This window comes from Stutzerimonas balearica DSM 6083 (assembly GCF_000818015.1).
Taxonomy (GTDB): domain Bacteria; phylum Pseudomonadota; class Gammaproteobacteria; order Pseudomonadales; family Pseudomonadaceae; genus Stutzerimonas; species Stutzerimonas balearica.
Genome location: NZ_CP007511.1, coordinates 4,270,349 through 4,283,792 on the forward strand (window position 1 = coordinate 4,270,349; position 13,444 = coordinate 4,283,792).

Genomic DNA, 13,444 nt, shown 5'->3' on the forward strand with positions numbered 1-13,444 from the left:
GCTTTGACCGGGGCGGGCGGGGATCGGTTGCGTCGGATGCAACCGCGGATGGCATGAGCTTAACCTGTTGCCCAGGCGCTCAGGCAAGCTCACCAAAAGGCGCAGAACGTCAGAAAGCGAAAGGCAGCGGGCAATCCGGTTGCTGTCGCGCGGCCAGCAGCCGGCAAAACTCGTCGGGGTCCTTGACCTGTACCTCGGCCTGGCCGGCGAACTGCTGCTGGGCAATCAGTCGCGACAGCCAGAAGCGCAGGCAGGCCACACGGAGCATGGTCGGCCACAGCTCGGCCTCGGCCGGGGTGAAGCGCCGCAGGCTCGAATAGGCGGCAAGCAGCGGCTCGACGCGCTGGTGATCGAGCTCGCCGTTGGGGTGCGAGCACCAGTCGTTCACGGCGATCGCCAGGTCGTAGAGCATCGGCCCCGAGCAGGCGTTGTAGAAATCGATCACACCGCTGAGGTGGTTGCCCTCGAACAGCACGTTGTCGCGGAACAGGTCGGCGTGCAGGTCGGCACGCGGCAGGGCGAGCAAGCGGGGCCGACGTTCGGCGATCTCGGCCAGCGCCTCGCGCAGCAGCTCGAGCTGGTTGTCGGGCAGGCCGAGCGCCAGGCTCGGTCCCTGCTCCTGCATCCAGTCCAGGCCGCGATCGCTGGGCCGCTCGAGGGTCTGCTCGCCGGTCGCCAGATGCAGGCGGGCCAGAAAGCGGCCGACCTCGGCGCAATGGTGCGGGTTGGGCGCCGCCACGTGGTGGCCCGGCAGGCGTGGCTGCAGCAACGCCGGCTTTTCTGCCAGTTCGCCGAGCGGCTCGCCGTCTTCGCTGCGGATAGCGTAGGGAACCGGCAACCCGGCGCGGTGCAGCACGTCGAGCAACTCGATCATGAATGGCAACGCCTCGCCCGGGCCGCGCTCGACGAGGGTCAGTACGTACTCGCCGCGTTCGAGGCTGACGAAGAAGTTGCTGTTTTCGGTGCCCGAGGCGATGCCCTGGAATTCGTGCAGCCGGCCCAGCCCGTAGGGCGCGAGGAAGGCTTCGAGTTCATCGCGGCGCAGCGGGGTGAAGACGGACATGACGGCGTTCCTCCTGTGGAGCGGGGTTTACCAGCTGAAGATCTTCCACGACGGAATCAGCATGTCCGGCTGGTCGGAGCGCACGAAATTGCCCTCGTTGCCATCGGCGCGTACCAGGAAATAGGGCTTGCCATGCTTGGGCGTGATCTTGATGGCGTAGAGAAAGCCGTTGACGCGGTACTCCTCGACGGTGCGGTCCTCTTCCTGACGAATGGTCACTTCCGGCTCGCCCTCGGGCTGCTGGGCGAACGATGCGAGGGGCACACAGGCCAGCAGGCCGGCCAGCATCAGGTGTTTGAAAGCGCGCATGGTAACCTTGTCCCTTTGTCGTCAGATGGTCCGTGCATTCTAGCCCCGGGCCCGCCGAAAAGGTTGATTCGCCTCATGAGCCAAGCGCCCCTCGTCCTGGTGGACGGTTCGTCCTACCTCTACCGCGCCTTCCACGCACTGCCGCCGCTGACCACTTCCACGGGCAAGCCCACCGGGGCGGTGAAGGGTGTGCTGAACATGCTCCTGGCGCTGCGCAAGCAGTATCCGGACAGCCCGTTCGCGGTGGTCTTCGACGCCAAGGGCAAGACCTTCCGCGACGAGCTGTTCGAGCATTACAAGTCGCACCGCCCGCCGATGCCCGACGACCTGCGCGTGCAGATCGAACCGCTGCACGCCGCGGTGCGCGCCCTCGGCCTGCCGTTGCTGAACGTCGAGGGCGTGGAGGCCGACGACGTGATCGGCACCCTGGCCCGGCAGTGCGCGGCGCTCGGCCGCGACGTGGTGATCTCCACCGGCGACAAGGACATGGCGCAGCTGGTCTGCCCGCATGTCACGCTGGTCAACACCATGAGCGGCAGCGTCTACGACGTCGAGGGCGTGAAGGCCAAATTCGGCGTAGGCCCGGAGCTGATCATCGATTTCCTCGCGCTGATGGGCGACAAGGTCGACAACATTCCCGGGGTCCCGGGTGTTGGCGAGAAGACCGCCTGTGGCCTGCTCAATGGCATCGACGGCGGCCTCAAGGGCCTGTACGAGAACCTCGACCAGGTCGCCGGCCTGCCGATCCGCGGCGCCAAGTCGCTGGCGGCCAAGCTCGAGGAGCACCGTGACGCGGCCTTCCTTTCCTATGAGCTGGCGACCATCAAGCTCGACGTGCCGCTGGAGGTGGAGGTCGCCAACCTGATGCCCGAGCCGCCGCATCGCGAGGCGTTGATTGCGCTCTACCGCGAGCTCGAGTTCAAGCAGTGGCTCGACGAACTGCTGCGCGAGGCCAAGGCCGCCGGCGAAGATTGCGCGGTGCAGCCCGACGGCTGCTCGGTGCAGGCCGAGGCCGAATACGAGACGATTCTCGAGCAGGCCGATTTCGAGCGCTGGCTCGAGCGGCTGAAGACGGCCGAGTGCTTCGCCTTCGACACCGAGACCACCAGCCTCGACGCCCAGCGCGCCGAACTGGTCGGCGTCTCCTTTGCCGTCGAGCCAGGCAAGGCCGCCTACGTGCCGCTGTGCCACAGCTACATGGGCGTGCCGCAGCAGCTTGACCGCGATGCCGTACTCGCCGCGCTCAAACCGCTGCTCGAGGACGAGACCCGGGCGAAGATCTGCCAGCACGGCAAGTACGACATGAACGTGCTGATGCACTACGGCGTCGAGCTGCGCGGCCTGGCTTTCGACACCATGCTCGAATCCTACGTGCTCGACGCCACCGCGACCCGCCACGACATGGACAGCCTGGCGCTCAAGTACCTTGGCCGCGGCACCATCCGCTTCGAAGACATCGCCGGCAAGGGTGCCAAGCAGCTGACCTTCGACCAGATCGCCATCGAGCAGGCCGGCCCCTACGCCGCCGAGGATGCCGACGTCACCCTGCGCCTGCACCAGACCCTGCTCGGCAAGCTGGAGCAGACGCCTTCGCTGCTGTCGGTGCTGCGCGACATCGAGATGCCGCTGGTGCCGGTGCTGGCGCGCATCGAGCGCAACGGCGCTTTGGTCGATGCCCAACTGCTCGGCCAGCAGAGCGTCGAGCTCGGCGAGAAGATGATCGAGCTCGAGCGCCAGGCCTTCGACATCGCCGGCGAGGAATTCAACCTCGGCTCGCCCAAGCAGCTCAGCGCCATTCTCTACGACAAGCTCGGATGCCCGGTGATTTCCAAGACCGCCAGCGGCCAGCCGTCCACTGCCGAGGGCGTGCTCGCCGAGCTGGCCGAGCAGGATTACCCGCTGCCGAAGGTGATCATGCAGCACCGCAGCCTGAGCAAGCTCAAGGGCACCTACACCGACAAGCTGCCGCAGCAGATCAACCCGCGCACCGGGCGCATCCACACCAGCTACCACCAGGCGGTCACCGCCACCGGCCGGCTGTCTTCCTCGGACCCGAACCTGCAGAACATCCCGATCCGCACCGCCGAAGGGCGGCGCATCCGCCAGGCCTTCGTCGCGCCCAAGGGCTACAGGCTGCTGGCCGCGGACTATTCGCAGATCGAGCTGCGCATCATGGCGCACCTGGCGCAGGATGCCGGGCTGCTGCATGCATTCCAGAACGACCTGGACGTGCACCGCGCCACCGCCGCGGAAGTCTTTGGCGTCGCGCTTGAAGACGTCAGTGGCGACCAGCGGCGCAGCGCCAAGGCGATCAACTTCGGCCTGATCTACGGCATGAGCGCCTTTGGCCTGGCCAAGCAGATCGGCGTAGGCCGCAAGGAGGCGCAGGACTACATCGACCGCTACTTCGCGCGGTATCCCGGCGTACTCGACTACATGGAGCGCACCCGCGCCCAGGCCGCCGAGCAGGGCTTCGTCGAGACGCTGTTCGGCCGTCGCCTGTACCTGCCGGAAATTCACTCGAAGAACGGCGCGATGCGCAAGGCCGCCGAGCGCACCGCGATCAACGCACCGATGCAGGGCACCGCGGCGGACATCATCAAGCGCGCGATGATTGCGGTGGACGCCTGGCTGCAGGCCTCGAACCTGGATGCGCGGATCATCCTGCAGGTGCACGACGAACTCGTGCTGGAGGTCCGCGAGGATCAGGTCGAGACGCTGCGCGAGCGCATCTGCCCGTTGATGAGCGAGGCGGCGAGACTGGACGTGCCGCTGCTGGTGGAAGCGGGCGTTGGCGCCAACTGGGATGAGGCGCACTGACCGCGTACTGCCGTAAAGCGTCGCTAGCAGACATTTTTTCCGCGCCGGTTGAACTTTACGCAACGCGCGTCGGTCAGAGCTTGCGAAGGGTGTGAAAGCTCTTCGATGCTCCTTGTTGTGTTAAGTGTTGGCAGATCTCTGGACCCCGCCCTAGCGGTCCAGATTCGACCTCGAACTTCCCCCTCCCCCAATGAAGTTCGAGGTTTTTTTTGCCCGTAGAAAACGTTCCGCTGGCGTAAAAAAACAGCATTCAGCCGCTCTGCTGCGCAGATTTCTGCCAGTTCCGACCAAGCCCGCCGACATCTTGCGCGCATGCGAATGCGGTCACGAAATATCGTGCCTGTACCACGCAAACCTCGACCGGTACGCTCCTCCATCCCTGTTCCGCCGTAAAAAGCTGGCCGCTATCCGCTCAACGGACTGACGGAGGAACAAGGAATGTTCAACCCGGCCAACCAGCCTCATTTCAGCCTGCAGCTGCCGGTCGCGCATGACCTGCAGGTGCTCGAATTCCGCGGCCGCGAGGCGCTCTCTACGCCCTTTGCCTTCGAGGTCGAACTGGTCAGCGAACGCCCCGACCTGGAGCTGGAGTCGCTGCTGCATCAGCCGGCGTTTCTCGCCTTCGCCCCGGACGGCGGCGGCATTCACGGCCTGGTCCATCGCATCGCCCAGGGCGAGTCCGGCAAACGCCTGACCCGCTATCGCCTGACGCTGGTGCCGCAGCTCGCCTACCTCGCCCACCGCAGCAACCAACGCATCTTCCAGCACCTGACCGTGCCGCAGATCGTCGCTCAGGTGCTCGAGGAGCACGGCATCCTCGCCGGCGTCGGCCATCGCTTCGACCTCGGCCCGGTGGTCTATCCCGAACGCGAGTACTGCGTGCAGTACGACGAGAGCGACCTGCATTTCATCCAGCGCCTCTGCGAAGAGGAAGGCGTCCACTATCACTTCCAGCACAGCCCGGACGGCCATGTGCTGGTGTTCGGCGACGACCAGACGGTCTTCCCCAAACTTTCGCCGGTGGCCTACCAGCAGGACTCCGGGCTGGTCGCCGATCAGCCGGTGATCAAGCGCTTCGGCCTGCGCCTGGAGACTCGCACCAGCCGTGTGACCCGTCGGGATTACGACTTCGAGAAACCGCGCCTGACCATGGAGGCCGCCTTTCAGAGCGACTTCCAGCCGGACCTGGAGGACTACGACTACCCCGGCCGCTTCGTCGACCGCAGCCGCGGCAAGCACCTGGCCCAACGCGCCCTGGAGCGCCACCGCCACGACTACGAACGGGCCGAAGGAGAAAGTGACCAGCCCTCGCTGGTCAGCGGTCACTTCCTCGAGCTGACCGAGCATCCCCGCAGCGACTGGAACCAGCTCTGGCTGCTGGACGAGGTGCTCCACGAAGGCAAGCAGCCGCAGGTGCTGGAGGAGTCGATTACCAGCGCGCCCAACTTGCACAGTGCAACCCCCTCTCCCCGCCGGGGAGAGGGCTGGGGTGAGGGGAAACTGGCCGCCACCGAGTTCCACCAGGGTTACCGCAACCACTTCACCGCCACGCCCTGGACCGTTCCCTACCGCCCGGCCCTGCGCCATCCGAAACCCAAGGTCCTCGGCAGCCAGACCGCCGTCGTCACCGGACCTGCCGGCGAAGAGATCCACTGCGACGAGTACGGCCGGGTGAAGGTGCAGTTCCATTGGGATCGTCATGGCCAGGCCGACGACAAGACCAGCTGCTGGCTGCGTGTCTCCTCCAGCTGGGCCGGTGACCGCTACGGCGGCATCGCGATTCCGCGGGTCGGCATGGAAGTACTGGTAACCTTTCTCGAAGGCGACCCCGATCAGCCCTTGGTCACTGGCTGCCTGTACCACGCCGAGCACGTGGTCCCCTACGACCTGCCGGCCAACAAGACCCGCACGGTGTTCAAGACCCTGAGCAGCCCCGGCGGTGGCGGCTACAACGAACTGCGCATCGAAGACCGCCAGGGCCAGGAACAGATCTACCTCCACGCCCAGCGCGACTGGGACGAGAACATCGAACACGACCAGAAGATCCGCGTCGGCCATGAACGCCACGACACCGCCGAGGCCAACAGCTACAGCGAGTTCAGGGCAGAGGAACACCTGACCGTTGCCGGCGACCGCAAGGTGGAAGTCAAACCCGACGACCATCTCACCGTCGGCCAGACCCAGCACATCAAGCTCGGCACCGCCCAGCTGACCAAGGCCGGCCGCGAGATCCACCTCAAGGCCGGGCAGAAGATGGTCATCGAAGCCGGCGTCGAACTGACCCTCAAGGCCGGCGGCAGCTTCATCAAGCTCGACCCGGGCGGCATCACCGTCTCCGGCCCGCTGGCGCGAATCAACGCCGGCGGCGCACCGGGCAAGGGCTCGGGGATCAAGATCAAGCCACCGGTACTGCCAGGGGTCGCGGATAGCGACAAGGCCGGGAGCCTGTTGGAGCAGGCAATGCCGGGCGAGCCAGCCAGCCTGCACAGCAAACGCAAGCGCTCGCTCAATTTCTCGGGCTAAGAACAGTGCCGGCTGCGCAGCCGGCTGGAACGCAAGGAAGCATCGAACATGGCCGAACACAAGCCGATCAATTGGGCTTACCCGTTTCCCAGCAAGGACACCAGCCACAATCCGCTGCAACTGCTTACACATATGGCCCAGGCCAAAGGCGGGTTCTACCCCACCGGCGAAAACGGCTTATGGCATGGCGGCGTGCATTTCGACGAAGGCACGGCCGCTGCATTCGACCAGTCGAGCGTGCGCTGTATCGCCGACGGAGAAGTAATTGCCTACCGCATCGACGAGCGCTACCCGGTCAGCGAATTCACCGACGAGATTCCACTGGTCAAACGTGCACCCTTTTCCACGGGGTTCGTGCTGGTCAAGCACAGCCTGCAGCCGCCGCCACTGAAGAACGCTGACGGCAGCATCGTCGAAGGGCAAACCCCTCCAAGCCTCACTCTCTACAGCCTGTACATGCACCTGCTGGATTGGACGGGCTACCAGGCACAAGCGGACCTTCCGCGCCCCGCCTTCTGGGAAACCAAACGCTATACCGTGAATACGCAGCACGATGGCCTGAGCGTTCGCGCAGGCCCGAGCAAGCACACCACCAAGCTGTCGGAGCTGTCCAAGGGTGCCGAGATCACCATCGGCGAGACGGAAGGCGAGTTCAGCAAACTGGTCAGCCTGATCAGCGGGACGGCACAACCCGCCCTATCAGCCGACGACGAGGGGCAACTGCCCGGCTATGTATCCACCAACTTGCTCAAACCGCACAGCGAGCCAGCGGAATACGGCAGGGTCATCGTTCTCGACAGCGGGTTGCCGATCAAGGCGGGTGACCTTATTGGCCATCCCGGCCTGTACCAGAACCACGACAGCGCTGCTCAGCGCATGGTCCATGTCGAACTGTTCAGCTGCGACGATGTGCCCGCATTCATCGCCCGGAGCCGCGCCTGGGCCAGCCGCTTGCCGGACGACCAGAAAAACCCTGCTCAAGGTCTACAAAGGTGCGAGCAAACTGATCACCCATCGGGACGATATCAACGCGGAGAACCCACCCAAACTGGACGATGATGGCACGCAGATCGGCGTCGACCTGATCATTCCGCAGTCCTTGCTGGATAGGCTCCCCACTTCGAGAAAAATCCAGGCCAAGGATGGCGCGGACGACACCATGTACTGGTGGCGGCTGGACGGCCTGTTCGCCGACGCCGACGGCAACCCCATCGACGGCTGGCTCGCCGAGCAGGAGCTGATCATTACTCGTCATAGCCCATGGGAGTGGGAAGGCTTCCAGTGCATCGAGGAAACCGGAACGCCCGTCGAAAAGCTCGCCTACGCCTTCAATGCCAGAGGCCTGCTGAGCGCAGACGAACAGCACAACTACCGGGCGCAGATCAGCAAGGCCGATGGCGGCCCAATCGTAACGCTCGCTCGTCTCTACGACATCGCCGATACCGATAAGGATGGCGTATTGACCAGCACTGAAATCCAAGCAGCGCTGGCCAGGCCTTGGCACGCTCAAGTGCTTGGCCAACTCGTCTCCAAATATGAAAGCGAGTGGTTCTGGAACAAGGACAAGTGGGATGAGCTTGATCCATTGTTAGCAGAAGAGCCCGGAAAGCCGAATCTTGTTTGGGAAGCGGAAAAGCAGCGAATCGAGAAGTTGAGTTGGTGGGGTGACTTGGCAGGAAGGCATAAGGTCAGCGAGGATGGGATCGCCTGGCACATATCCCCGATGCTAATTGCCTGCAGCTTCATTGCAGACCGATCGTTCAAGTTCACGCTCGATATAATGAAACGAATTTATCCGTCCTTGTTACCCAACAGGGAAAGTGACCTAGCGGAAATAGCAAACGAGCTAAACAGCCACCTCTCCCTCTACAAATTAGACACCACATTGCGAAGAACCCATTTCTTTGCTCAAATCCTGCAAGAAACAGGACCCCAACTAAAAGTCGAGGAAGGATTTATATATAAGGCAGAGTCTCTAACAAAAATATTTAAGCATTTCAGAAATAATCCGGAGCTGGCCAAGGCCCATGGCTATGATACTCATCGAGGGATAAAGGCTGACGGCAGCAGAATGTCTCAGGAAGATTTTGAGGCGATTGCTAATGGAGCTTATGGTGGCCGAGCTGATCTAGGCAACGGTGACTATTCGTCCGGGGACGGTTGGAAATACCGAGGACGGGGCTTGAAGCAGTTAACGGGGAGGCACAATTACGAAGCGCTCACTTCTTGGCACAATCGGCTCGCCGAACATTGGCCAACCGACAAGGATCTGGACTTTACAGAGCAGCCCGATCTCTTGTTAACCATGAAATATGCCACTCGATCTGCTGCAAATTTCTGGATATCGAATAGGCTGTACGAACTTGCGGATAAAGGTGACTGCCCGGAGACGGTGGACGCAATAACAAGGTTAGTGAATCTAAACACGGATAGCTATCAAGCAAGACGGGCGAATTTTGAGAAACTCTGGAGCGCCCAAATATTAAAGTAGCCAGAGACAAAATATTTCTTTAATAACCATGAAGCGATCGTTAGAATGAAAATCTCGCATCTTGCACTAGTCCTGACTTTAGCTTTCTCGCCTCTCCTATCGGCAAATACTATGGAAGAGGCAAAACCCCTCTTCAGCTGCAAAACAAAATCCAATAAGATCCTCGAATTACACAAGCAAGACAATACGATTATTTATAAATTTGGGAAAATCAACTCTCCACCAGAGCTAGAATTAAAAAAAACATCAGATGAGGTGCAGATTGTAATAGGCAGCGCGTCTGGCAGCGAGCTGACCAACTCCATCAGCTTCGTTAATGGCGAATATACGTACACAGTAATATCCAGCGTCAATAAGGTTGCGGACGTCCAAGAGCCCAAGTACGGCATATTAGTTAAGAAAAATTCTAACTACTTAACTTATATCTCATGCATTTCAGCCTCCGTGGAGGGAAGTTTGCTTGACCTTGAATAACTGTCCGAGCACGCATTCACCCTTATCAGTCACCGCAAAAGCGGCGACATCTTATTGCCATCACCCCGCAACCCTGCCATAAACGCGCTTTCGCCATGACGCTACAAGGAAGTAACGATGGGATTGCTGCGACGCGCCCTGCTTGGCCTGGTGTTGCTGGCCCTGCTTGCGGCCGGGGTTGGTCTGTATTTCTTGGCCTATCCGAACCTGCCGGACTATCAGCCTCCGGCTCGGCTTAACTACCTCGATCAATGGAGCGAGGCGGACCGGCAGACCTATTACTACACGCCGCAAGGCACGCAGGTTAAAGGGCTGGAGTACGACTGGTTCGTCGCGCTGGAGCTGCCCTTCAGCCAGGATAGGTTCGCCACGCCCGACTATCTCGCCCGCTTCGGATTTCTGGTCGATCCCGCGCAAAAGGCCACCACGCGGAACCCCGGCAACCTGCCAGTCGGCTTTGCCCGCCATGAAGATGACGAGACCGGTCGCGCCCATCTGGATGTGACCTGCGCGGCCTGCCACACCGGCGAGTTGCGCTACGGGGGTCAGGCCATCCGTATCGACGGTGGCGCGGCGATGCATTCGCTGGCCTCCACCGTACCGACCCTGCGCGGCGGCGCCTTTGGCCAGGCGCTCGGGATGAGCATGGCCTTCACCTATTACAACCCGCTCAAGTTCCGTCGCTTCGCCGAGCATGTGCTGGGCGAACGTTACGAGCAGGACCGCGCCCAGCTGCGCCGCGATTTCAAGCAGGTGCTCGATCGCCTGCTCGGCACCGCTTACAACGACTGGCACCGCGGCCTCTACCCGACCGAGGAAGGCTTCGGCCGGACCGATGCGTTCGGCCGCATCGCCAACACCGCCTTTGGCGACGCGCTGGATCCGGCCAACTATCGCGTCGCCAATGCGCCGGTCAGCTATCCACAGGTGTGGGATATCTGGAAGTTCGACTGGGTGCTGTGGAACGGTTCGGCCATGCAGCCGATGGCGCGCAATATCGGCGAGGCCCTGGGTGTTGGCGCCACCCTGCCGGGTTCTACCCCACCGGCGAAAACGGCTTATGGCATGGCGGCGTGCATTTCGACGAAGGCACGGCCGCTGCATTCGACCAGTCGAGCGTGCGCTGTATCGCCGACGGAGAAGTAATTGCCTACCGCATCGACGAGCGCTACCCGGTCAGCGAATTCACCGACGAGATTCCACTGGTCAAACGTGCACCCTTTTCCACGGGGTTCGTGCTGGTCAAGCACAGCCTGCAGCCGCCGCCGCTGAAGAACGCTGACGGCACCATCGTCGAAGGGCAAACCCCTCCAAGCCTCACTCTCTACAGCCTGTACATGCACCTGCTGGATTGGACGGGCTACCAGGCACAAGCGGACCTTCCGCGCCCCGCCTTCTGGGAAACCAAACGCTATACCGTGAATACGCAGCACGATGGCCTGAGCGTTCGCGCAGGCCCGAGCAAGCACACCACCAAGCTGTCGGAGCTGTCCAAGGGTGCCGAGATCACCATCGGCGAGACGGAAGGCGAGTTCAGCAAACTGGTCAGCCTGATCAGCGGGACGGCACAACCCGCCCTATCAGCCGACGACGAGGGGCAACTGCCCGGCTATGTATCCACCAACTTGCTCAAACCGCACAGCGAGCCAGCGGAATACGGCAGGGTCATCGTTCTCGACAGCGGGTTGCCGATCAAGGCGGGTGACCTTATTGGCCATCCCGGCCTGTACCAGAACCACGACAGCGCTGCTCAGCGCATGGTCCATGTCGAACTGTTCAGCTGCGACGATGTGCCCGCATTCATCGCCCGGAGCCGCGCCTGGGCCAGCCGCTTGCCGGACGACCAGAAAACCCTGCTCAAGATCTACAAAGGTGCGAGCAAACTGATCACCCATCGGGACGATATCAACGCGGAGAGCCCACCCAAACTGGACGACGATGGCACGCAGATCGGCGTCGACCTGATCATTCCGCAGTCCTTGCTGGATGGACTCCCCGCTTCGAGAAAAATCCAGGCCAAGGATGGCGCGGACGACACCATGCATTGGTGGCGGCTGGACGGCCTGTTCGCCGACGCCGACGGCAACCCCATCGACGGCTGGCTCGCCGAGCAGGAGCTGATCACTACTCGTCATAGCCCATGGGAGTGGGAGGGTTTTGAATGCCTTGAGGATGCCGATCCTCCCATTTCGGGATTCGTCTATTACCTCAACGCGGCGCTTCGCCTGTCCGACGACGAAAAAGCCAGCTACCAGGGCGCCATCGACCAGGCCGACAAAGGTCCGGTGCGCAGCCGCCTCTACGACATCGTCGACACCAACCGCGACGGCAAGATGACCTCCCAAGAAATCCAGGTGGCACTGGAAAAGCCTTGCCACGCCCAATCCATCTCGCAGCTCGTCACGCGGCATGAAAGCGAGTGGTTTTGGAATGCAGCGCGTTGGGACGAACTCGATGAGCTGATGGGCCACCGCTCCGATGACCCCAATCAGGATTGGGCCGAAGAGAAGAACCGCATCAAAACTCTAAGCTGGTGGGGCGATATCGCCGGGCGCTACTCTATCAGCGCAGATGGGAAAGCTTGGCACTTTCAACCACTTGCCCTTGTCGGCAAATTCAGCACCGTAGCGCGTGCCCGCCCCACGATTAGCGAAGGGAGAATAACGTTTGATGCCGAAGGGAATAATATTCCAACCTCTCCGTTCTTCAGCCGGGTCGTTCACTGGCCTGGAAACGATCTATCGGGGGTCACTCTCGGTCGCGGTTATGACATGGGTTCACGGACCGAAATAGAAATCTACGCGCATATGACAAGTGCCGGCATTGCGCATGATCAGGCAACTAAGATTGCTCAGGCGCACGGAAAGAAAGGCATAATCGCCCAGCAATTTGTTAGAGAGAACAAAGCATCCATTGGGCAAATAACTCCCGAGCAGGAAATACTCCTTTTCAACATTATCTACCCAAACTACGTAGATCGCGCTATCAGCAACTATGACCACTGGACTTCGAGCGAACCTGATAGAGCCGAGTGGAGCGCCCTAGATCAGGTCATCAGGGATGTGCTGGTAGACTTCGTCTATCAAGGTTTTACACAGGGGCCCAACCCGATGAAGGCTGGGATGAGGAATGATAAAGCCGAGCTGATACGCTACATAGAAAATACGCCTGCCATCAGGCAGTATGAACCGGGGCGAAACAGAGCTCGTTATCTTAGGAATTACTAATGTTAACTATTAGAAAAATAACTGTAATTTTTTTGCTTTTGTTTGTACGCACAGCATTAAGCAATGATGTTAATGATCCATGCGAAGAGATTGAAGCCTCTTCTCAAATAGCCCTGTGTGCGCAATACAATAAAAATCAATCAGACAATCTTCTTAACTCAACGTACAAGGCCACTTTGAATCGAATCAGACTTCAGTATCAAAATTCACCTTTGCTAGCAGATCAATACGTTTCCCTATTAAAGGCGGCGCAGCGAGAGTGGATTGATCTGCGAGACGCAGATTGCAAGCTTGAAGCCTTTGAAATAGAGAAGACCGCAGAGGCTTATCAAGTAACGATTGATAATTGTATCGCCAAAATGAGTAATGACAGGGCGAACTATCTGAAACACATTGCACCTGACATATAAGGGCTCTGGAAACAACCGCGCATAGGCTTCGCTCGAGCTAGCAAAGTGCGGGGTGGGCCGTACCGACACTAACGTCCGTCACGCCAAAAGAACGCCGTCTTATTGCCATCGCCCCACAACCCTGCCA

The 13,444-nt window shown here is 60.8% G+C and carries 8 protein-coding genes and 1 pseudogene; 7 read left to right on the top strand and 2 right to left on the bottom strand.

What is annotated here, in order from left to right; translation table 11 throughout:
• Window positions 1–109 precede the first annotated feature (109 nt).
• Both CL52_RS19770 and CL52_RS19775 read right to left on the bottom strand, forming a co-directional pair.
• Window positions 110–1,063: a homoserine kinase gene (locus tag CL52_RS19770; RefSeq protein WP_041108986.1), complete on the bottom strand. Its 954-nt coding sequence runs from the start codon at window positions 1,061–1,063 to the stop codon at window positions 110–112.
• A 27-nt stretch (window positions 1,064–1,090) separates the two neighbouring features.
• Window positions 1,091–1,372 carry a DUF2782 domain-containing protein gene (locus CL52_RS19775; RefSeq protein ID WP_041108988.1) on the bottom strand — a complete coding sequence of 94 codons (282 nt, stop codon included), beginning with the start codon at window positions 1,370–1,372 and terminating at the stop codon, window positions 1,091–1,093.
• Window positions 1,373–1,447: 75 nt separating this feature from the next.
• On the opposite strand from CL52_RS19775, the gene polA reads away from it, so the two are divergent.
• From polA to CL52_RS20925, 7 genes and pseudogenes are all read left to right on the top strand, one after another.
• Complete coding sequence (gene polA / locus CL52_RS19780; RefSeq protein WP_043222686.1) at window positions 1,448–4,192, top strand: DNA polymerase I; 2,745 nt, start codon at window positions 1,448–1,450, stop codon at window positions 4,190–4,192.
• Window positions 4,193–4,630: 438 nt separating this feature from the next.
• Window positions 4,631–6,715, top strand: a complete 2,085-nt coding sequence (locus tag CL52_RS19785) for a type VI secretion system Vgr family protein (protein ID WP_043222688.1) — start codon at window positions 4,631–4,633, stop codon at window positions 6,713–6,715.
• Window positions 6,716–7,622: 907 nt separating this feature from the next.
• Window positions 7,623–9,206: a hypothetical protein gene (locus CL52_RS21580; RefSeq protein WP_235366381.1), complete on the top strand. Its 1,584-nt coding sequence runs from the start codon at window positions 7,623–7,625 to the stop codon at window positions 9,204–9,206.
• Between the two features lie 45 nt (window positions 9,207–9,251).
• Complete coding sequence (locus CL52_RS21195; protein WP_143008666.1) at window positions 9,252–9,680, top strand: hypothetical protein; 429 nt, start codon at window positions 9,252–9,254, stop codon at window positions 9,678–9,680.
• A gap of 117 nt (window positions 9,681–9,797) precedes the next feature.
• Window positions 9,798–10,709 (top strand): annotated as a pseudogene (locus CL52_RS19800) (di-heme-cytochrome C peroxidase); the annotation flags it as partial.
• A 44-nt stretch (window positions 10,710–10,753) separates the two neighbouring features.
• Window positions 10,754–12,907 carry a DUF8812 domain-containing protein gene (locus CL52_RS21585; protein WP_235366382.1) on the top strand — a complete coding sequence of 718 codons (2,154 nt, stop codon included), beginning with the start codon at window positions 10,754–10,756 and terminating at the stop codon, window positions 12,905–12,907.
• Complete coding sequence (locus tag CL52_RS20925) at window positions 12,907–13,317, top strand: lysozyme inhibitor LprI family protein (protein WP_074519958.1); 411 nt, start codon at window positions 12,907–12,909, stop codon at window positions 13,315–13,317. The genes CL52_RS21585 and CL52_RS20925 overlap by 1 nt, the downstream gene beginning before the upstream one ends.
• The last annotated feature ends 127 nt before the right edge of the window (window positions 13,318–13,444 follow it).